At 69.8% G+C, this 21,097-nt stretch carries 17 protein-coding genes and 1 pseudogene; 7 read left to right on the forward strand and 11 right to left on the reverse strand.

The features are described from left to right. Window positions 1-10: 10 nt before the first annotated feature. The gene (locus NBY69_RS10525) at window positions 11-517 is read right to left on the reverse strand and encodes a mycothiol transferase (protein ID WP_250300293.1); all 507 of its coding nucleotides are present in this window, start codon (window positions 515-517) and stop codon (window positions 11-13) included. Window positions 518-789: 272 nt separating this feature from the next. Here NBY69_RS10525 and NBY69_RS10530 point away from each other — a divergent pair, with 272 nt between their 5' ends. Next, window positions 790-3,219: a GH92 family glycosyl hydrolase gene (locus NBY69_RS10530; protein ID WP_250300295.1), complete on the forward strand. Its 2,430-nt coding sequence runs from the start codon at window positions 790-792 to the stop codon at window positions 3,217-3,219. Window positions 3,220-3,270: 51 nt separating this feature from the next. Here the strand turns inward: NBY69_RS10530 and NBY69_RS10535 are convergent, their stop codons facing one another. The 3 genes from NBY69_RS10535 to NBY69_RS10545 all read right to left on the reverse strand — a co-directional run bounded on the left by NBY69_RS10535 (window position 3,271) and on the right by NBY69_RS10545 (window position 6,005). After that, a complete protein-coding gene (locus NBY69_RS10535) occupies window positions 3,271-3,969 on the reverse strand; it encodes a DNA polymerase ligase N-terminal domain-containing protein (RefSeq protein ID WP_250300297.1) in 699 nt (232 codons plus the stop codon). A 67-nt stretch (window positions 3,970-4,036) separates the two neighbouring features. Beyond that, the gene (locus NBY69_RS10540; protein WP_250300299.1) at window positions 4,037-5,527 is read right to left on the reverse strand and encodes an MFS transporter; all 1,491 of its coding nucleotides are present in this window, start codon (window positions 5,525-5,527) and stop codon (window positions 4,037-4,039) included. Between the two features lie 274 nt (window positions 5,528-5,801). Beyond that, window positions 5,802-6,005: a cold-shock protein gene (locus NBY69_RS10545; protein ID WP_250300301.1), complete on the reverse strand. Its 204-nt coding sequence runs from the start codon at window positions 6,003-6,005 to the stop codon at window positions 5,802-5,804. Window positions 6,006-6,492: 487 nt separating this feature from the next. On the opposite strand from NBY69_RS10545, the gene NBY69_RS10550 reads away from it, so the two are divergent. The 3 genes from NBY69_RS10550 (at window position 6,493) to NBY69_RS10560 (ending at window position 9,878) form a co-directional block, all read left to right on the forward strand. Beyond that, window positions 6,493-7,644 (forward strand): S1 family peptidase, encoded by a 1,152-nt coding sequence (locus NBY69_RS10550; protein WP_250300303.1) that lies wholly within the window; start codon window positions 6,493-6,495, stop codon window positions 7,642-7,644. Between the two features lie 341 nt (window positions 7,645-7,985). Further along, window positions 7,986-8,816, forward strand: coding sequence for a PP2C family protein-serine/threonine phosphatase (locus tag NBY69_RS10555; RefSeq protein ID WP_250300304.1), 831 nt, complete (start codon window positions 7,986-7,988; stop codon window positions 8,814-8,816). Window positions 8,817-8,882: 66 nt separating this feature from the next. Further along, window positions 8,883-9,878 (forward strand): MASE1 domain-containing protein, encoded by a 996-nt coding sequence (locus NBY69_RS10560; protein WP_250300306.1) that lies wholly within the window; start codon window positions 8,883-8,885, stop codon window positions 9,876-9,878. Between the two features lie 72 nt (window positions 9,879-9,950). On the opposite strand, the gene NBY69_RS10565 is transcribed toward NBY69_RS10560, so the two are convergent. The 3 genes and pseudogenes from NBY69_RS10565 to NBY69_RS10575 all read right to left on the reverse strand — a co-directional run bounded on the left by NBY69_RS10565 (window position 9,951) and on the right by NBY69_RS10575 (window position 12,778). Next, window positions 9,951-10,529 (reverse strand): cysteine hydrolase family protein, encoded by a 579-nt coding sequence (locus tag NBY69_RS10565; protein ID WP_250300434.1) that lies wholly within the window; start codon window positions 10,527-10,529, stop codon window positions 9,951-9,953. Window positions 10,530-11,048: 519 nt separating this feature from the next. Beyond that, a pseudogene (locus NBY69_RS10570) lies at window positions 11,049-12,323 on the reverse strand (MFS transporter); the annotation flags it as partial. Next, window positions 12,323-12,778 (reverse strand): MarR family winged helix-turn-helix transcriptional regulator, encoded by a 456-nt coding sequence (locus NBY69_RS10575; protein ID WP_250300307.1) that lies wholly within the window; start codon window positions 12,776-12,778, stop codon window positions 12,323-12,325. The pseudogene NBY69_RS10570 and the gene NBY69_RS10575, both read right to left, overlap by 1 nt. Window positions 12,779-13,015: 237 nt before the next feature. Here NBY69_RS10575 and NBY69_RS10580 point away from each other — a divergent pair, with 237 nt between their 5' ends. The 3 genes from NBY69_RS10580 (at window position 13,016) to NBY69_RS10590 (ending at window position 17,774) form a co-directional block, all read left to right on the forward strand. Next, the gene (locus tag NBY69_RS10580; protein ID WP_250300308.1) at window positions 13,016-14,920 is read left to right on the forward strand and encodes a hypothetical protein; all 1,905 of its coding nucleotides are present in this window, start codon (window positions 13,016-13,018) and stop codon (window positions 14,918-14,920) included. A gap of 413 nt (window positions 14,921-15,333) precedes the next feature. Beyond that, on the forward strand, window positions 15,334-17,196 hold the full coding sequence (locus NBY69_RS10585) for an APC family permease (protein ID WP_250300436.1): 1,863 nt from the start codon (window positions 15,334-15,336) through the stop codon (window positions 17,194-17,196). Between the two features lie 140 nt (window positions 17,197-17,336). After that, window positions 17,337-17,774 carry a hypothetical protein gene (locus NBY69_RS10590; protein WP_250300310.1) on the forward strand — a complete coding sequence of 146 codons (438 nt, stop codon included), beginning with the start codon at window positions 17,337-17,339 and terminating at the stop codon, window positions 17,772-17,774. 41 nt (window positions 17,775-17,815) lie between these two features. Here the strand turns inward: NBY69_RS10590 and NBY69_RS10595 are convergent, their stop codons facing one another. From NBY69_RS10595 to NBY69_RS10610, 4 genes are all read right to left on the reverse strand, one after another. Then, the gene (locus NBY69_RS10595) at window positions 17,816-18,400 is read right to left on the reverse strand and encodes a PspA-associated protein PspAB (RefSeq protein ID WP_250300313.1); all 585 of its coding nucleotides are present in this window, start codon (window positions 18,398-18,400) and stop codon (window positions 17,816-17,818) included. A gap of 73 nt (window positions 18,401-18,473) precedes the next feature. Beyond that, entirely contained in the window at window positions 18,474-19,397 is a 924-nt protein-coding gene (gene htpX, locus NBY69_RS10600; RefSeq protein WP_250300314.1) for a zinc metalloprotease HtpX, read from the reverse strand. Between the two features lie 140 nt (window positions 19,398-19,537). After that, a complete protein-coding gene (locus NBY69_RS10605; protein ID WP_250300316.1) occupies window positions 19,538-20,752 on the reverse strand; it encodes a cytochrome P450 in 1,215 nt (404 codons plus the stop codon). Between the two features lie 45 nt (window positions 20,753-20,797). After that, a complete protein-coding gene (locus tag NBY69_RS10610) occupies window positions 20,798-20,989 on the reverse strand; it encodes a ferredoxin (RefSeq protein ID WP_250300318.1) in 192 nt (63 codons plus the stop codon). Window positions 20,990-21,097 lie beyond the last annotated feature (108 nt).

Here is a 21,097-nt window from a genome sequence, read left to right on the forward strand (position 1 = left end):
GGTGCAGTGGCTAACGGCGGGCCAGGGCCCCCCGGACGAAGGCCGCCTGGCCGGCATGCTGCAGGTCGTCGGCGATGACACTGACCAGCCGGACCCCGAGGGTGACCGGCGGCGACCACGTCTCGTCGACCACCCGGTCGAGCGCGGCGTCGTCGAGCCCGCGGACGAACCCGGCCGTCTGCTCGTGCACCGCGTCGAAGTAGCCGAGCAGCAGATCGGCGCCCACCCGCACCTGCGTCACCTGCTTGCTGTTCTGGCCGTATCCGGTCTCGCCCTCCGGGAAGGGCAGACCGAAGCGGTCCGCCCAGCCCCCGGTGAGCCACACCTGTTCCAGACCGGCGGCTCCGGCCACATGGTCGTCCTGGATCCGCGACAGATGCCATACGAGCCAGGCGATCGAATTCGCCCCGCCGTCCAGTCTGGTGGAGAGGGCTTCCTCCGACAGCCCTTCGACCGCGCCGTGCACGGACTCCTGAATGCGCTCGAATGCGTCTGCCAGGACCTCTGCGGTGTTCATCGGCTGCTCCCCGGCCGGAAGAGTGGGCCGCCCCGGTCGGCCGCGCCCGGAGTGGTCGTCTGCGGAACCACCTTGGCCGCTCGCCCGCTCCGGCTGTGTGTTCGACACGCGCCGGACCGCACAACCCTGCCGGACGTCTCACGCGCTCCCTGCCTCGCCCTTCACCCGTCGTTCACCGGATGGGCCTCAGGGGTCATTTCCCGTACCGCACAAGCGACTTAAGATCTCCGACGCCCCCCGCTTCCGCTTCGCTTCACGGAAGGCTCCGCTCCATGCTCTTCAGACCGTCCCGCGCCCCCGGCAGAACCGCGGCGTCAGCGACCGCCGTCGGGCTGGCCGCCGCACTGGCCGCCACCCTGCTCGCACCGGCGGCCGAGGCCGCACCGGCCGTGGCACACCCGACCGCCTATGTCGATCCGCTGATCGGCACGGCGAACGGCGGCAACACCTATCCGGGGGCCGACGCGCCGTACGGAATGATCGGCTGGTCCCCGACCAGCACGGCCGGCGACCAGACGAACACCGCCGCCGCCAACGGCTACTCGTACGACACGACCCGGATGCGGGGCCTGAGCCTCACCCATGTCAACGGCGCCGGATGCGCGCCCGGCGCCGCGGGAGACATCCCGATCATGCCGTTCGTGGGGGACGTCACCACCTCGCCCTCGGCGGACACCAAGGACGCCGTCTACGCCGCCGACTTCACCCACGCGGACGAGAGCGCCACTCCGGGCCGCTACCAGGTCGGCCTCGCCTCCGGGGCCTCCGCCGATCTCGCCGTGAGCGAGCGGGCCGGGGTGGGCGATTTCGCCTTTCCCGCGGGCAAGCCCGCGAATCTGCTCTTCCGCGTCTCCAACTCGCTCAACGGCAGCGAGGACGCACATGTCGACATCGACACCGTGCACCGCAAGGTGACCGGCTGGGTGCTCACCGGAGCCTTCTGCGGCCGACGCGCCAACGGGGGTACCAACAACCGTAAGAGCTACTACAAGCTCTACTTCAGCGCCTCCTTCGACCGGGCCTTCTCCACCACGGGCACCTGGAAGGACGGAACGCTCTCCCCCGGATCGGTCACGGGTTCGGGCGGCGAGGGATACGCGACGGGGGCGGACCGCGCGGGCCGCGGTTCGGGCGGCTGGGTCGGCTTCGACACCTCGTCCGACAACGATGTCAGGATGCGTCTCGGCATCTCGTACGTCAGCCTCGCGGGCGCCGAGACCAACCTCCGCAAGGAGATCGTGCCGCGTGCGAGCGCCGCCGACGTCGCGAAGCGCACCCGCGCGGCCTGGGACCGCGAACTGCGCGCCGTGCGGATCAGCGGCGGCAGCACCGCACAGCGCACCGCCTTCTACACCGCGCTGTACCACGCGCTGATGCAGCCGAGCCTGATCAGTGACACCGACGGCCGCTACCCCGGCATGGACGGCGTGCCGCACCGGATCGGCCGGGGCCAGCAGGCGCAGTACAGCAACTTCTCGGGCTGGGACCAGTACCGTGCGCAGATCCAGCTGCTGGCCGCGCTGAAGCCGGAGGTGGCCGGCGACTTCGCGCAGTCGCTGTACAACTTCTCCCGCCAGAACGGCGGTGTGTGGGACCGCTGGGTGCACATCAACGGCGCCACGCACGTCATGACGGGTGATCCCACGGCGGCGACGCTGGCCACCTTCTACGCCATGGGCGTCCGCAACTTCGACTACCGCGGCGCCTTCGACTCGCTGGTGCGCCAGGCCACCGTTCCGGTGCCGGACGATCTGTCGGACGCCGGGTGTCCCGGACAGTGCACCGGACAACGCCCCAACCTGGCACAGTACTTGACCTCGCACTACGCGCCCCAGGACACCTGCCACTGCTGGGGCGGCGCGGCCGAGACCCTGGAGGACGCGGTCGCCGACTCCGCACTCGCGAAGTGGGCCCAGCTGCTCGGCCGTACGAAGGAGGCCGCCGACTTCACCGAACGCGGCGGCTGGTGGCGCAATGTCTTCAACCCGGAGGCCACCGCGGACGGCGGTTACATCCAGGCCCGCAACACCGACGGTTCCTGGGTGACGCCCTTCAGCCCCGGCAGCGAGCTCGGCTTCGCGCAGGGCACCAGCGCGACCTACAGCTGGATGGTCCCGCAGGATGTCCAGGGCCTGGCCGGCGCGATGGGCGGGCGGGAGACCGCGGCGCAGCGGCTGGACGGATTCTTCCACCGGGCGGACGGCTCCTGGTCGGTCAAGGGCGGTGACGCCCTGCGCTACGACCCGACCAACGAGCCCGGTATCCACGCCCCGTGGCTCTACAACGGGCTCGGCCAGCCGTGGAAGACCCAGGCCACGGTCCGGGAGATCCTCGACACCGTCTACGGCACCGGTCCGGCCGGCCTGCCGGGCAACGACGACCTGGGCACGATGTCCGCCTGGTACGTGTTCTCGGCGCTCGGCCTGTATCCGCAGACCCCGGGCAGCGCCACCATGCTCGTGGGCGCACCGCTGTTCCCGAAGGCGGTGATCAGCCGCGCGGGCCGGGGTGACATCACGGTCAGCGCTCCTGGCGCCGATTCCGCGCACCGCTACATCGGCGGCCTGTCGGTCAACGGCCGTGGCAGCGACCGTTCCTGGACCGACGCGTCCCTGATCACCTCGGGCGGCAGCCTCACCTACCGGCTGACGGACCGGCCCGACACCACCTGGGCCACCGCGCCGGGCAGCCTTCCGCACTGATCCTGTGTGGGGGCCGGGTCACGTACCCCGGCCCCCACCGGTGACCGGCCGTCAGCGCTCCTCGTCCTGCGCCGCCGCACCGTCGGCGACCTCTTGCAGGGTGCGTCCGGTACGGACCGAGCGGGCCCGGCGCGGATCCGTCGGACCCGCACTCCCGCCGGTCCGTTCCTTGCCCGTCCCGTGCGACGTGGAGCCGTCCCGGGCCTCGGCCGGGGCACCCCTCTCCTTGCCGGTTTTCTCCCTCGCCTTGACCAGGAGCCACGCCTCGGGGTCGGTGCTGTCGGCGCCACCGTGGAAGCGGGTGAGCGCGTACTCACCGTGCAGCTTGGTCCCGTCGAGCCAGAAGGTGGCGTGACCGCGCTCCAGGGACTCCGCGAACGGGATGCCACGGCCCCGGCGGTCGTGGCTGAGCGGGCGGTAGGTGCCCTCGTCCCACACGATGACGGTGCCGCCGCCGTACTCGCCGCGCGGGATCACCCCCTCGAACTCCCGGTACTCCAGCGGGTGGTCCTCGGTCGGTACGGCGAGCCGCTTGTCCCGCGGGTCGGCCGACGGGCCCTTCGGCACGGCCCAGGACTTCAGTACGCCTGCCACCTCCAGCCGGAAGTCGAAGTGCATCCGGCGCGCGTCATGGATCTGCACCACGAAACAGGGGGCGTCACCGGACCCGCCGGTCTCACCGCGGGGCTCCGACGTCGTATCGAAATGCCGTTTGCCACGGTAGGTCCGCAGCGCCTCTTCATCGCTCATGTCCGGCGCCTCCCTGGGGGCTGTCATCGGGGTACCGCCCGGCCGCGACGGTCGGGCCTCTCGGCGGTCATACGGCCTGCGAGTCCGGCGGACCGGCCTGCGCGGGCGGCCGTTCGGAGAGTGGTCCGGCGATGTCCTCCAGCGACCTGCCCTCGGCGTCCACGGCGAACACCACGGCGACCAGGCCCGCCGCGACCATCAGTGCGGCGCCGATGCAGAACGCGAGGACCGCGTCGCCGACCACACCGCTCGACGTGAGACCGGAGAAGACCAGCGGCCCCGAGATCCCGCCCGCCGCGGTGCCGAGTGCGTAGAACAGCGCGATCGCCATGGCGCGGGTCTCCATCGGGAAGATCTCACTCACCGTCAGGTAGGCCGAACTGGCACCGGCCGACGCGAAGAACAGCACACCGCACCAGCACACCGTCATCGTGGTGGCGTCGAGCCAGCCCTGGTCGAACACCCAAGCGGTGACGAAGAGCAGCAACCCGGAGAGGATGTACGTCCCCGAGATCATCTTCTTGCGCCCGACGGTGTCGAAGAGCCTGCCGAGCAGCAGGGGTCCGAGGAAGTTCCCGAATGCGATGACAGCGAAGAAATAGCCGGTCGTACCGCTGGACACACCGAAGAACTTCACCAGGATCGAACTGAACCCGAAGGTGATGGCGTTGTAGAGGAACGCCTGTCCGATGAAGAGGGAGAAGCCGAGTGTGGCGCGCTTGGGATACGAGCGGAAGAGGGTCCTGCCGATCTCCACGAAGCTGACGCTCGTCCGCTGTTCGATGGTGATGGACCGCCCCGCTTCCGGCAGTTCGATGCCCTTCTCCTGCTCGATCTCCCGCTCCACGCCGTCCACGATCGCGTTCGCGCCGTCGGACCTGCCGTGGATGAACATCCACCGCGGGCTCTCCGGCACGTGCCGGCGGACCAGCAGGATCACCAGGCCGAGGACGACGCCGAGTGCGAAGGTGAGCCGCCAGCCGATGTTCTCGGGGAAGATGCCGGTGTCGAGCGCCAGGACGGAGAGCAGCGCACCGCCCATCGCACCGAGCCAGTAACTGCCGTTGATGATCAGGTCGACCCGGCCGCGGTACTTACCGGGGATCAGTTCGTCGATGGCCGAGTTGATGGCCGCGTACTCGCCACCGATCCCGAAACCGGTGAGGAACCGGAAGAGGAAGAACCACCACGCCGAGAAGGACAGGGCTGTCATCGCGGTCGCCGCGAGGTAGACGGCGAGCGTGACGAGGAAGAGTTTCTTGCGGCCGAAGCGGTCGGTGAGCCAGCCGAAGACCAGTGCGCCGGAACACGCGCCCGCCACGTAGAGGGCGGCGCCGAGGCCCGTCACCTGGGAGTCGGTGATGGAGAGCCCGCTGCCGCTCTCGGAGAGCCTGCTGGCGATGTTGCCCACGACGGTGACTTCGAGGCCGTCCAGGATCCAGACGGTCCCGAGACCGATCACGATCATCCAGTGCCAGCGGGACCAGGGCAGCCGGTCCAGCCGTGCGGGAACCTCGGTGGTGATGATGTGCGTCCCGGAGGTAGCGGCGTGGCTCATCGGGCTCCTCCTGGGTGCGGTGACTCCGGTGGCTCCGCAGCAGCACGAACTGCGGGCATCCAGCAGATCATCCACACAAAAAGGACAGCGCGCCCGCCGGGCGCACCCGCGCGGCCCATTCCCCGGAACGGCTCGTGGCGACGGGGTGGGAGCGGGGTGGCGGCGGGGTTCGTTCCGCCCCGGTACGGCTTCGGCGTACGAACACCGCGTGAAGATCCTGAAACGACAGCGCCCGCCCCCGGCCGGAAGCCGGGGGCGGGCGCGAACCGCCGGATCAGGCCGCGGTGATGTTCTCCGCCTGCGGGCCCTTCTGACCCTGCGTGATGTCGAAGTTCACCTTCTGACCCTCCTGCAGCTCGCGGAAACCCTGAGCGTTGATGTTGGAGTAGTGGGCGAAGACGTCCGGGCCCCCACCATCCTGCTCAATGAAGCCGAAACCCTTTTCCGCGTTGAACCACTTAACGGTGCCACTGGCCATGATTGCCCTCCAAGGGGACTCGAAGTCGGTTCCCGCACCGCGCGGGAGCCGGAGGTGATCGCCCTGGTCCTCGGAGACGCCGAACAGCAGACCCGCCCGTGCATGTACGCACGGGCGAGAGGTACTTCGGAACCACGACAGCTGAGTGAGACGCTACACGGCCGAACGTGCGACGACCCCGTCGGCCGGTCCGTTGCACCCCTCCTGGCGGACATCCGACCCTCGCATTGCGTTCGATATGGCGAGCAATGCCCCCACTCGCCCCTGCCTGGGCGCTCACGAAAACCGGGACGAAAGAAATCGGGCGCCCGTCGGCTCGCGAATTCGGCCGGATCCCGACGGCGGGACAGTCATTGGCATGGACCTGCCCAACCGGTGTGGGCTACGCTCCGCTGCGGCACACTCTGAGAGCGCTCTCACTCGAAAGCGTTCACGGACGCCTGCTGTTCCACCCCCACGATGCTGGAACAACAGAAGGGCCAGACCCTTGAGACGCAGCACGCTCACCCGCACCGCCCTGTCCGCACTCCTCGTTCTGGGAACCTGGGCGACCGTCGGACTCGCCCCGGCCTCCGCAGCCGATCACTCCGCCCCCTCCGCCGCGAGGCCGGCCTCCGACGGTCTGCTCTCGGCCATGCAGCACGATCTGGGCCTGACGAAGAGCCAGGCCCTGACCCGCCTGACCGCAGAGAAGACCGCAACCTCCGTCCAGCCGAAGGCGCGTCGCGCCGCAGGCTCCTCGTACGGCGGCTCCTGGTTCGACGCGGCCACCGGGAAACTGACGGTCGCCCTCACCGACTCCACGAAGGCGGACGCCGTACGGGCGACCGGCGCGGCCGTCGAACAGGTGGCGCACAGCGCCCGCCAACTCGACGCGACCAAGAAGCAGATGGACAGAGGCACCGCGCCGGCGGGCGTCAACAGCTGGCACGTGGACCCCGAGGCCAGCCGGGTCGTCGTGGACATCGTCGCTTCAGCAAAGAATGACAACGATGTCCAAGCTTTTGTCGCACGCGCCAGGAAGACCGGACCCGTCTCGGTGGAGCTCGCCCCCGAGGCGGCGAAGACCCTGTCCGCGGGCACGGTGGGCGGAGATCCGTACTACACGGGCAACGTCCGCTGCTCCATCGGCTTCTCCGTCAACGGCGGTTTCGTCACCGCGGGCCACTGCGCGCAGCCGGGCGCGGCGGTCAGCGGCTGGGACGGCTCGGCCATAGGTACGTTCCAGGGTTCGTCGTTCCCAGGAGACGACTACGCCTGGGTCGGCGTCGGCAACGGCTGGTGGACGGTTCCGGTGGTCCTCGGCTGGGGCACGGTCTCCGACCAGCTGGTCCGCGGCTCCGCGGAGGCGCCCATCGGGGCCTCGATCTGCCGCTCCGGCTCCACGTCGCACTGGCACTGCGGGAACGTCCTGGCCACCGACGAGACCGTGAACTACAGCCAGGGCGCGGTCAGTCAGCTGACCAGGACCAACGTCTGCGCCGAGCCGGGCGACTCGGGCGGCTCCTTCATCAGTGGTGACCAGGCCCAGGGTGTCACCTCGGGCGGCTGGGGCGACTGCACCGGCGGGGGCGAGACCTGGTTCCAGCCGGTCAACGAGATCCTGAGCAGGTACGGCCTCACCCTCACCACGGCCTGACCCGCCGCCGCACCCGGACCGGCCCACCGCACGGGCCGGAACGGCAGCGCGCCCCGGCGATCGGATCGCCGGGGCCGTTGTCACAAGACGCTGCCATGTCGTTGTCACGAGGCGTTGCCATGCCGTTGTCACGAGGGACGGCCCGGCCCCGCGCTTCCGGCCGCCCTGACGCGTCCTGCACAAAGCGCGCCCCGGAAATAAGATGGTTCTTATCTCTTCCACACGGTGCGGGCCGTGGTCGCCGGAGAGGAAGGACCCGATCGACTGCCCGCACAGCCTGCTCCGCGGCGGGCAGGCCCTGTCCGCCGCAGCCCGGGCACGAACGCACCGCGGAGCGGCACATGAACCGGCGTCGTCCCTCCAGCGCAGCAAGCGCCGACGAGCTCCTCACCACGCTGCAGCAGCTCACCGCCCAGGCGCGGCGGGAGGTGGAACTGCACCAGGCACGGGTCGAGCTGGCCGAGGCCCTGCAGCGCGGCATGCTCACGCGTACCCTCCCCTCGCCCCCCGGCCTCCGGGCGGCGGCTCGCTACAGCCCCGCGCGCAGCGGTCTGGACATCGGCGGTGACTGGTACGACGGGTTCCCGCTGCCGGACGGATCCTTCGGCTACGCCATCGGGGACGTACAGGGCCATGACGTCGAGGCCGCCGCGTTCATGGGGCAGATCCGTATCGGTATGCGTGCCGTGGCCACCACCACGGCGGATCCGGGCAAGATCATGGGCCGGACCAACAACCTGCTGCTGTCCGCGGACTCCGCGCTCTTCGCCACCTGTACCTTTCTGCGTTTCGACCCGGTCACCTGGGAACTGGACTCCGCCCGAGCCGGACACGTCCCCTCGGTCTGGGCCTCGGTCGACGGACGGGCGGTCGTCGCGGAGGACGCCGGGGGTCTGCCGCTCGGTATCCAGGCGGACCAGTCGTACCCCGTCACCCGGCGGAAGCTGAGGCAGGCGGGCGCGTTCGTGCTCTTCACCGACGGGGTGATCGAGGGGCCGTCCTTCTCGATCGAGGACGGTCTGGAGAACGTGATGCGCAAGGTGGCCTCGCACGCCGCCGACGAGGCCGACGAACTGGCAGACGCGGTCATCCTGACCGCGGCGCTCACCGGGCATCAGGACGACGCCGCCGTTCTCGTCCTGCGCCACGACGCCGCGCCCGGCGGCGGGTGACGGCCTTCGCCCGCCCGCGCGTGTCATGTCCGGCCCGGACCTCGGGCGCGGTGTCTGATGAGCTGCGTGATCCGGAGCGAGACAACCAGACGTACGACCGTGACCGTACTGCGGGTCCTGGCCGTCGCCGCCGTGTACTACGGGTCCGGGCGGCTCGGCCTGCTGAGCCGGGTCACCGTGCGCGGCGCGACCGTCACACCGCTGTGGCCTCCCACCGGAATCGCGCTGGGCAGCCTATTGCTCTGGGGCACCCGGATGTGGCCGGGGATCGCGCTCGGCGCCCTGCTCGTGATCACCGCGACCGGAGACGTCTTCGACCGCGGCGACCTCACCATCATCGCGGGCAACACCCTGGCTCCGGTCCTCGCCTTCGTCATGCTCCGCCGGGTCGGCTTCCGTACGGACCTGGCCCATCTGCGGGACGGCACCGTCCTGGTCTTCGTAGGGGCGCTCGGCGGGATGCTCATCAGCGCGACGACCGGGACCACCGTGCTGCTGTTCGAGGACAAGCTCCCGGAGGGCGGCTACTGGCCGGTCTGGTTCGCCTGGTGGGTGGGGGACGCCATGGGCGTGCTCGTCGTCACCCCGCTGCTCCTGGTACTGCGCAGGGTGCGGTGGCCCCGGGCTTCCGACCGGTGGGCCGAGGCCATCGCGCTGACCCTTGCGGTCGCGGTCGTCGCTCCGCTGGCGACCCGGAGTCACCTCACCTTGCTCTTCACGGTCTTTCCGCTGCTGATCTGGGCGGCCCTGCGCTTCCAGCTCGCCGGAAGCGCTCCCAGTGCGCTGCTGGTCACCGTGCTGGCGGTCGTGTCCGCCACCCACCGGCTGGGGCCCTTCGACAACCTCACCCTGTTCGAGGCGATGATCAACGTCGCGGTGCTCAACGGATCGGTGGCACTGACCTCGCTGCTCCTGGCCGCCGTCGTCACCGAGCAGCGGAACATCCGCCTCAGGATCGAGCGGGCCTGCGAGGAACTGGCCGATGTGGTCGACCACCTCGCGCCGGGCAAGTCCGCGCAGACCTGGCTTCCCCCTGAGGACGGGTCGCGCTGGGGTCTCTGACGGGACTCGATCGGCGGCCACGGCCAGGGGCGTCTTCACCTGCCGGACGGGTCACGGATCCGGCAGGCGGTCTCACTTCCCGGCAGCACGCACCCATGCGTCGGCGGTGAGGACATCCGCCTGCCGGGGGAACACCTTCCCGGTGAGCACCCGGTGCACCTCGGGGTCGGCGTCCAGACAGCAGTCCTCCAGCACCGTGAGAACGAAGTCGAGGTCAGCGGCCTGGCGCAGCGTGGAGAGCACCACACCGCTGGTGGCGATGCCGGTGAGGACGAGGCTGTCGATGCCGCCCGCCCTCAGCACCATGTCGAGGTCGCTGCCCGCGAACGCGCTGACGCGTTTCTTCGTGACGACGACGTCCCCCGGCTGCGGTGCCACATCGGGATGGATCCGGGCGGCCGGATCGCCTTCGGCGAAGCCCCCGCCGTGCAGGGCGCTCTGGCTGCCCGGGAGTGCGCCGAAGTTCTTGTTGCGGGAGGTGATCTCGGGGTGTCCGGTACGGAATCCGACAACCACGTAGACCACGGGGAGGCCACCCGTCCGCGCCGCGTCGATCACCTCCCGCAGCCGCGACAGATACGCGGGGTCCTCGCCGAACCGTTCCACGATGCCCTGCTGGACGTCCATCACGAGGAGTGCGCTCTTCGTGATGTTCTCTTCCTGGTCACTGGAGCCGCCGGGGCTGCTGACGTCGGGCCGGCTGCTCGCACCGGTCGGGTCGCTGGAGTTGGTGGGGCCGACGGGGCTGGTGGGACGACGGCCGCGCAGCGCCGAGGCGAGCGCGGCCACCACCGCCATGGCCGCGGCAGCGCTGAAGACGGTGACGAGGCCGTGGTGGAACGGGCCCGAGACCAGTTCGGGGAAGAACCGGGTCCCGGTCAGGGTGCGCGCCGCGGACTCGGGGAGTCTGTCCAACACGCCGCTGGGACCGAGCAGTTGACTGATCGGGTTCTTACCGAGGAACGTCGCGAACAGCGTGCTCACCGGAGGCAGCCCCGCCACCTTTTCAGCCGTACCTGCGGGTACCCCCTGTCCCTGCAGACCACTGCTCAGCGTGTGCGGAAGCGTTCCGGCGAGACCGGAGATCATCAGCGAGAACGACAGGCCGATCGACAGCGCCGTACCCGAGTTCTGGAACGTCGCGCGCATGCCGGACGCCACCCCGCGCTGTTCCGGCGGGACACTGCCCATGATCGCGGAGGTGTTCGGGGCGGAGAACATTCCCTGCCCGATCCCGCTGAGCAGCAGCAGCGCCGCGAAGTAGAGGTACGAGAAGTTCACCGGCAGGATCAGCAGACCGACGAAAGCGGCGGCCACCAGCGCGAGCCCGGTGGTGGAGAACAGCCGCGCGCCGTAACGGTCCGACAGGATGCCGGACATCGGCCCGGCGATGAGAAATCCGACGGTCAGCGGCAGCATGAAGATGCCGGCCCACAGCGGCGTCTGTTCGAAGTCGTATCCGCGCAGGGGCAGCCAGATCCCCTGCAACCAGATGATCAGCATGAACTGGAGCCCGCCACGGGCAATCGCGGTGAGCAGCGCGGCCAGGTTCCCGGCGGCGAAGGCGCGGATGCGGAACAGGCCGAGCTGGAACATCGGTTCGGCGACCCGGGTCTCGACGAGACAGAAGGCCACGAGCAGCAGCACTCCCCCACCGAGCCCGCCGAGCACCCAGGGGTTGGTCCAGCCCGTCGGATGGCCGCCGTAGGGCTGGATCCCGTACGTGATGGCGGCGAGCAGGATGCCCGCGCCCGCGGTGAAGGTGAGGTTGCCCGCCCAGTCGATGCGCCCCGGCTTGCGGGAACCGGTCTCGCGCAGACTGCGGTACGACCAGATCGTGCCGAACACCCCGATCGGCACGCTGATCCAGAACACCGCACGCCAGTCGATGGTGGCCAGCAGCCCACCCGCGAGCAGCCCGAGGAACTGTCCGGCCAGCGCGGTGATCTGGTTGACGCCCAGGGCCATGCCGCGCTGCTCGGCGGGGAAGGCGTCGGTGAGGATGGCTGCGGAGTTCGCGGTCAGCATCGACCCGCCGACGGCCTGCACGATGCGGAAGCCGATCAGCCACAGCGCGCCGGGGCCGCCTTTCAGCGGGTCGAGCGAGAGGGCGAGCGAGGCGCAGGCGAAGATCGCGAAGCCCATGTTGTACATCCGGACCCGGCCGAACATGTCGCCGAGCCGGCCGAGCACGACCACCAGCACCGCGGAGACCAGCAGATAGCCCAGGATCATCCAGAGCAGGTAGCCGATGTTGCCCGGGGCGAGCGGGTCGAGACCGATCCCGCGGAAGATGGCCGGGAGGGAGATGATCACGATCGACGCGTCCATGGTCGCGATCAGCACACCGAGCGTGGTGTTGGAGAGCGCGACCCATTTGTAACGCTCACCGACCGCGGCGTCGCCGCTCCGCCGGGCAGCGTTCCCGCGGCGTCGCGCGGCCATCACAGCCGCTCCGCCAGGCGTTCGAGCAGCGGTACGACCGCGAGCAGTCGTCGCCGCTCGGCGGGGGTGAACTCCTCGTCGAGGACTTCGGTGAGGCGCTGGACGGATTCCGAGCGCCGTTCCCGCAGCACGCTGCGGCCCGCGTCGGTGACCGTCATCACCGCGCGTCTGCGGTCGGCGGGATCCTGCCGGCGGCTCACCAGGCCGCGCTCCTCAAGTGCGGCCAGAGTGGACGCCATGGCCTGTGGGCGCACCCGTTCCAGTTCGGCGAGCGAGCCGGGGGAATCCGCGCCGTCGCGGCTCAGCCTGGCCAGTACGGACACCTCCGAAAGGGTCACGTCGCCCACGGCGTGGGTCTGTCGCAGCCTCCGTGCGATGCGGGCCACGGCCAGCCGGACCGCCGCTCCGGTGCGGGCGGCGTCGTCCGCTGCTTCCGACTCCTCAACCCCATCCACAATTACTAACGATAGGCTTATCAAGCAGTCGTAACTAGTGGGGCGGTTCTCGGCCGGTGCAGAGATCCACCGTCCGGCGGTATGCCGCGACGACACGGCCGTCTGCCGGGCGGGCTTGGCCGCCCGCCCGCAGACCTCGGCCATAGCCTTCCGAGCACGAGACCTCACGGCAGCCACGTCTGTCCACGCGATGGCGTTAGTTACTTTCCGGGTCGGGTTCACCAAGAAGGAAGCTGCATGGACGACTCCCTGCCCACCCGTCCCAGGCGTACCGGAACCCGTCGGCTCGTCACCGTGCCGGTCCGGGCGGAGCAGCGCGATCGGCTGCCCGACGCCGCGCCACCGCAGTGGCACCGGGGCCTGACCCTGATCGCCGTCACCAGCCTGTTCATCGGTACCCGCGCCCTCTGGACGCAGGCGACCGCGTCCCACCCGCCGCTCGCCGCGATCGTCACCGTCTGCTACGCCGGGATCCTGGTGTGCGGTGTCCTGGCCCTGGCCGTACGCGGACGCCGCGCCCTGGCCGGAGTGGACCTGGGCGTGCTGGTCCTGGCGATCGTGCTGGTGCTCGGCCACTACTGGCTGGACCACGCGGGCTCGGACGAAGGCGTACTCACCGCGCAGGCCGCGAAGGCGATCCTGCACGGTCAGCCCGTCTACGGTCAGCCCTGGCCGTGGCTCTTCGGCACATCGAGCGTCGGCGTCACCAAGACGATGTCCGGTGGCGTCGACTACACGTACGCCTATCCGCCACTGACCGCCCTGCTCACCGCGCCGGTGCATGCCTTCGTGCACACCACGGCTGCCGCGACCCTGGTGACCACCGCCGCGCTGCTCGTCGGGACGGTCACACTGTGGTGGCTGCTCCCGGCGCCGTGGCGGTCGTCGGCCACCGCGGTCTGTCTCGGATTCGGTCTGCTGCCCGGTTACGCGCGCTCCGGCTACCCGGCCGTCCTCGCGCTCGCCTTCCTCGTCCCGACAGTGGTCCGCTGGCCCGACACGGGGGCGGGCGGACGCCTCGGGCGGTACGGAGTGCTGCGCGCCGTCTGCCTCGGCGCGGCCTGCGCAAGCCAGCAACTCGCCTGGTTCCTGGTCCCGTTCCTGCTGGTCGGCATCCACGCCGTGCGCCGGGGGGAGCTGGGCGGGCGCGCCGCGCTCGCCCTGATCGCCCGCTATGCCGGCATCGCCGCCCTGGTCTGGCTGCTGGTCAACGCGTACTTCGCCGCTCAGGACTTCCACGACTGGCTGGAGGGGTCCTTCCTGCCCATCACGCAGGGGGCGATCCTGCACGGCCAGGGCGCCATGGGCCTGACGTACTACTTCACCGACGGCAGTCGCCATCTGGACTTCTACTCGTACGCGAGCCTGCTGCTGTTCCTCGGGCTGCTCACCGCCACGGTTCTCTTCGTCCGGCGGCTGGGTCCCGCCCTCACCGTCATGCCGTGGCTGTCCTTCTATCTCGCCACGCGTTCGCAGGACGGCTACTTCCTGTTGATGACACCGCTGTGGCTGGCGGCAGCCGCCACCGTGCCCGCCACCGCACTGGCCACCGCCTGGCAGCCGCGGATTCCCCGGCTGCGCAGCCGCCGGGTCAAAGCCACCCTGGCTGTCGGGCTGCTGGTTCCGTCCCTGCTGTGCTTCACGGTGGCGGCGGCGAGCGCGCCGCCGCTGCGGATGACCGTCACTCCCCGGCTCACCGACCGGCCCCACCGGGGAATCACCTCGGTGCTCGTCCGGGCCGTGAACACCACCGGGACCGCGCTCCGTCCCCACTTCGCCAGCCGGACCGGCCAGGGCGCCTCCAGTTGGTGGAGCATCCGCTCGGGCCCGGCCACGCTCGGCCCGCATGCCTCCGCCACGTACGTCGTGCGGCCACCGGGCGGCTTCCGTGCACTGCCCCGCTCCCGCTTCTATCTGATCGCGGTGACCGACAAACCGATGACCATCACCACCGTCGGGCTGCCCTCCGCGCCGTCCGCGGCACCGGTCCCGTCGGGAGGCTCCTCGCGCGAACACCCGGCGTACGCCCCGGGGTTGTTCAGTACGTACGTCAACTCCGGTGGTGATCAGCGTTCCTGCCCGTGTGCCGCCGGGGCAGGTGACACGGGTGGCCGGGCCGTCCGAAGGGTTTCGCAGTCGTGAACGGAAAAAAAGGCGAAAACCCAGCGGGCCGGAGCAGCCGGAACGGTCAGAACGGCCCGGACACCGCCTCCAGCTCGATCGTCTCCGTACCGAAGCTCAGCGAGGAACAGTCCAGGCTGCTGCGGGTGGTCGGGTACGAGTGGGGGCGGGTGTCCGCGGCGCCCGACGCCTGGCGCCGCGCCCTGCCCGTCGACCCCGATGTCGGCAGCTACCCGGAGCCCGCGCAGGTCGTACCGGCCCGCTTCGGCCGTATCGTCCCCGTGGCGCCGCTCCTCGGGCAGCCTTCCGGTGCGCAACCCCGTGAACTGGAGGTGAGCTGGGAGGACTCGGGCCGGAAGGCCGGCATCGGGGCTCGCGTCCGACGTGCGGTGCTGGGGGCGCCACTGCGGAGCACGGCCCTCGCGCGGGAGCGGATGCGCAAACTGGTGGCGCTGCCGGTCCTCTCGGCGGACGCGTTGTCGTCGGTGGCGTACGGTCCCGAGGCGCTGCTGGCGGTGCTGGTGCTGGGCGGCAGCGCGGGGCTCTCCTACTCGCTGCCGGTGTCCCTGGCGATCGTGTTCCTGATGCTGGCCGTCGGGGTGTCGTACCGCCAGACGATCCGTGCGTACCCGAAGGGCGGTGGTTCCTACATCGTCGCCACCGACAACCTCGGGCGGATCCCCGGGCTGGTGGCCGCGGCCGGTCTGATGACCGACTACATCCTGACCGTCGCCGTCTCCATCTCGTCCGGGACCGCGGCCGTCACCTCGGCGCTCCCGCAGCTCTCCGGGGACATCGTCCCGATCGGCGTGCTGGTCATCGCCGTCCTGCTCGCCGGGAACCTGCGCGGGGTCCGGCAGGCAGGCGCGTTGTTCGCCGCGCCGACGTACGCCTTCATCATCGCCGTCCTGGCGATGATGGCCGTCGGCCTGCACCAGGCGGCCGGGCGCGGCTTCACTTCACTTCCGACCCCACCCTCGCACGCGGTCGAAGGAGCCGGTCTGCTGCTGGTCATGCGGGCCTTCGCCTCCGGGTCGACCGCCATGACCGGTATCGAGGCGATCTCCAACGCTGTACCCGTGTTCCAGCCCGTCACCTGGCGCAACGCGCGCACCACCCTGACCTGGATGATCGGGCTCCTGATCGCGCTGTTCGCCGGAACCGTCGCCATCGCCCATCTGAACGGGGTCCTCCCGGAGTCGAAGGAGACCGTGCTGTCGCAGCTCGCCCACCACAGCTTCGGATCGGGCGGGATGTACGTGTTCACCCAGACGGCGACCGCGCTGGTGCTCCTGCTCGCGGCGAACACCGCGTACAACGACTTTCCGCGGGTGCTCTTCCTGCTGGCGCGCGACAACCACGCGCCCCGGGTCTTCCTGCGGCTCGGTGACCGGCTGGCGTTCAGCAACGGGGTCATCGTGCTGTCGCTGGCGGCGGCCGTGGTCTACATCGCGTTCAGCGGTCTGACGGCTTCGCTGATTCCGCTGTACGCCGTCGGGGTCTTCCTCGCGTTCACGCTGTCCCAGAGCGGCATGGTCGTGCACTGGTGGCGCAGCCGCGCCAAGCACTGGCGCAAGAGTCTGTGCTTCAACGCCACCGGCGCCCTGCTCTCCGCCATCGTCTTCGTCACCGCCGGGATCACCAAGTTCACCGCCGGGGCATGGCTCGCCCTTGTCGCCGTGGGGCTGTTCCTGCTGGTGACGACGAGGATCCGGCGTCACTACGACATGGTGACCGCGGCGCTGCGGCTGCACACGCAGACGATCGAGATCCCGAGCCGTTCGATCTCGCCGCGCTCCTGTGACGCGCCTCCGGCCGCTCCGCCCGTACCCCCACCTGCGACAGGCCCGTCCGGGTCCGGGGAGGAGAACGGTGAGTCCGAGGACTCGCCGGAGGAGATCAGCCATCTGTCCGTCGTACTGATCGACGCACTGCACCAGGCGAGCATGCGTGCGCTCGCCTACGCCGCCTCCCTCCAGCAGCCGGTCCTCGCTCTGCACGTCAGCGCCAGCGACGAGGACGCCGAGCGCTTCCGTGAGGCCTGGCATCTCTGGGGGGACCATCTGCCCCTGCGGATCGTCATCTCCCCGTACCGCGCGACCGTGGCCCCGCTGATCGGCTACATCGGGTCGCTGCACCACCAGCGTCCGGACCTGACCATCACGGTCATCCTCCCGGAGATCGTGGTGCGCCACTGGCGGCACCGCCTGCTGCACAGCCCGCTCGGCGGGCGGCTGCGGCGCGCGCTGCGTCCCCTGCCGAAGATCGTGGTGACGACCGTCCCCTTCCACGTCTGAATCCGGCGGTACTGCCGCCCCCGCTCCGCTGAGCGCGGCAATACCGCACGAGGAATACAGTGGAACCAAGGACGGGAATCACCTGTCGGCCGAGGCCGCTTCCCTTGCGGGAATCGCGGCACAGGGAGGCCGTATCGCCCATGAATTCGGAACGTGCCACTCGTCTGGTATCGGCACTGCGCGCCCGTGGGGTGATGGCTCATGTGGCCGAGGTGGGTGTCTATCAATTCGGTGTGCGTGTCGTGATCGACTGGAACATCGAGGCGGTCTGGGACACCGATGGTGCTGCGGGGCTCGATGCGCAGGTACTCAGCGACGGAATGCTCGTGGGTTTCGTGCCGCATATCGAAGGCTCGGAGGATTTCACCGAACAGCAATTGGTGGACGCCATTGCGACCACCGGCTATTCCACCGAAGGTCTCCGTCCGCCGACCGACACGGAACGGCGTGGTGACGCGGCCCCGTCGGCGCCTGCCGAACCGCCATCGGCCCCGGCTCCGGCTCCGGCTCCGGCTCCGGCGCCGTCGTCGGCGCCCCGGCACCGTAAGCCCCGCAAGGACCGCTGGTGGCGCAGCTGACGCGTACCGAAAACCCGGAGGCCTCGGCAACGGGTTGACTGCTACAGGCCGGGTGCCCCCCATACGGGGAACCACCGCGCGAGGTCGGGTTCGATCCGGAGATCGTCACCCAGTACCGCTCTGACCTGGAGTTCTCGCTGGCTGTCCCGCTTCTCGCCGCCGCCCGGTACAGGTGCGAACGGGAAGAACGTGCCTCGTTTGTAGAGGTAGACAAGGGCCAGGGGCCGCTCGTCGGCGTCCTTGAAGGCGAGCAGCGAGCAGAGGAGCTGCGGGCCGAATCCGCCGTCCTCCAGGAGCGTGTTGACCGCGTGCAGGTCGTTGACGAGAGCTGCCGTGTCGTCGGGATCCTGCTGGGCGAGCAGCCAGGTGTAGCCGTACGAGTCGTTACTGAACCGCACCGGGGAGCCGCCCCGCCCGGTGTCGGCGTCGAGCAGTTCCTCCACGTCCTGTTTGATCCGGGCGAAGCCCCCGCCCTCGACGCCCGCGAAGCAGACCGAACCCAGCCCGGTGGGTGTGAATCCGGCACCCGCTTGCAGGGTGAGCGCGGCGGACGGCAGGGCGAAGAGCTGATCCAGATCGGGGCGGACCGGCTTGCTCCGGCCGAGGATGCTGTCGAGAAGGCCCACGAGTCGTACTCCTACGGTCCAGGCGGTTCAGGTTCAGGGGGCCGCGGTCAGCGGCACGGCACGGAGCGGGTCGTCACCGCGGTGCGCCGTCACCCCCGCGGGAGAGTTCGGTGGAGATGCGGGCGAGCTGGTCCAGGCGCTGTTCGAGCGTCGGGTGCGAGGAGAACAGGCGGCCCAGGCTCTCCTTCGAGGAGAAGGCCGGCATGAAGTAGAAGGCGTTGTACGGCTCGGCCTGCCGCAGGTCCTCCGTCGGGATCCGCGCCATCTGGCCGTTCACCTTGGTGAGCGCCGACGCGAGCGCCGAGGGGCGGCCGGTGAGCAGTGCGGCGGCCCGGTCGGCGGAGAGTTCCCGGTAGCGGGAGAGCAGCCGGGTCAGCAGGAAGCTGAGCGCGTACACCACGGCGCTGGCCAGCGGGACCAGCAGGATCGCGATACCGAGCGGACCGGCGTTGCGGCTGCCCCGGGCGAGGCCGCTCCACAGGGTGATCCTGGTGATCAGACCGGCGAGCACACCGAGGAACGAGGCGATGGTCATGACCGCGGCGTCACGGTGGGCGACGTGCGACATCTCGTGGGCCAGCACGCCTTCCAGCTCTTCGGGCTCCAGTCTGCGCATCAGTCCGGTGGTGGCGCAGACGAGTGCCGTGCGTTCGCTGCGGCCGGTCGCGAAAGCGTTCGGAATGTCACTCCGGGCGATCGCCACCCGTGGTTTCTCCATATCGGCCAGCGCGCAGATACGGTCGACCGCGCCGTGCAGTTCCGGCGCCTCCTCGGCGGTGACTTCCCGCGCCCCCATGCTCAGAGCCGCGATCTTGTCGCTGAACCAGAATTGCGCGACGAAGAGCACACCCGCGATGATCAGAATGGCCGGCCAGGCACCACGCAACAGAACCAGCAGCACGCCGACCAGTACGACGTACAGCAGGCCGATGAGAAACATGGTGGTCACCATGCGCGTGGTGAGACCACGATCAAGGGTGTAGCGGCTTCGCTTCATCGTTGTCTCCTGTCGCGTTTCTCCCCGTACCCAATTCTCCTCCTTCCGCATAAGGAGAGGGTATGCAGTGACGCGTCAGGATGTGCGGCAAGCCGGTGCCGCGGTCCCCCGGTGGCGGGCGATCCGCGGCACCGGGCGGTTCACCAGACGACTGGCAGCTCGTGGACGCCGTACACGGCCATGTCGGTACGGAAGGAAATCTCTTCCAGCGGGCGGGCCAGCCGGAGTCCGGGCAGCCGCCGCAGGAGTGCGGGGTAGGCGAGCTGGAGCTCGATCCGGGCGAGGTTCTGGCCCAGGCACTGGTGCGGACCGGAGCCGAAGGCGAGGTGGCGGCGGGCCTGCCGGTCGATGTTCAGCCTGTCCGGCTCGTCGAAGACCTCCGGGTCCCGGTTGGCGATGTCGTTGGCGCAGATGACCGCGTCGCCCGCCTTGATGGTCTGTCCGCCGATCTCGATGTCCTGAGCGGCGACCCGCCGCCGTCCCATGTGGGTGATGGACAGGTATCGCAGCAGTTCCTCGACCGCGCCCGCGACGCGCTCGGGGCTGCCGTCGCGAACGGCTGCCAGCTGCTCGGGGTTCTGGAGCAGCGCGCAGGTACCGAGGGCGATCATGTTGGCCGTCGTCTCGTGTCCGGCCACCAGCAGCAGCCGGGCCTGCTTGGCGCACTCGTCGCGGGTGCTCTGCCCGGTCACCAGATACTGCGCGGCCAGTCGGCTGAGCAGGTCGTCCCCGGGATTCTTGGCTTTCGACTCGACCAGGTCGCCCAGGTACTCGACCAGTTCCTGGGAGGCGGCGAGGGCGTCCGGCACGGAGCTGCGCGTGTCGATGATGACGGAGCTGGCCCGCTGGAAGAACCCGTGGTCCTCGTACGGGACACCGAGCAGTTCGCAGATCACCAGCGAGGGAAGCGGCAGGGCGAAGGAGGTGACCAGATCGGCCGGGGGGCCCGCCTTCTCCATGGCGTCGAGCAGGTCGTCGATGATGCGCTCGACGCGTACCCGCAGTGCTTGGGTGCGCTTGATGGTGAAGTCGCCGGTGAACCGTTTGCGCTGCTCGTTGTGTTCCGGCTCGTCCATCGTGATGAACGTGCGGTTGTGCGCGCGGGTGGCCTCGTTGCCCGCGCTCACGCTCGGATAGTTCGGCCGCTGGTTGTCCGCGCTGATGCGCTCGTCCCGCAGCAGCGCGACCTGATCGGCGTGACGTGTCACGAACCAGGCCTGCTCCCCGTTCCACAGGGTGACGCGGGACAAAGGCTCCGCTTCCTGCAGCCGGGACATCTCGGGAGGCGGGTCGAACGGACACCCGGAGGCGCGACGGGTGGTGAAGGCGGGTGCTGCGGTGGGGACCTCGGTCATCGTTGTCCTTCCACGGTGGGTCACGGTGGGGGGTGCGGGGCCGGATCAGGTGAGGGTGATCGCAGCGGCCGGACAGATCTGCGCGGCCTCTTCCACTGCCGCGTGCTGGTCGGCGGGCGGCGTGGCGTTCAGCACCACCACGATCCCGTCCTCGTCACGCTGATCGAATACTTCGGGGGCGGCGAGTACGCACTGGCCGGCAGCACAGCACTTGTCGGTGTCCACGGCGATCTGCACGTCGTTCCTCCAGGGGACTGGGGCTGGCAGGACTTGAGCAGGTGCGTTACTTAACTAAAGTAACTTCCTGTCGCGGACGGTAGTACTCCGTTCACGCACGGGGGAACC

Source organism: Streptomyces sp. A 4/2 (genome assembly GCF_940670765.1).
Taxonomy (GTDB): domain Bacteria; phylum Actinomycetota; class Actinomycetes; order Streptomycetales; family Streptomycetaceae; genus Streptomyces.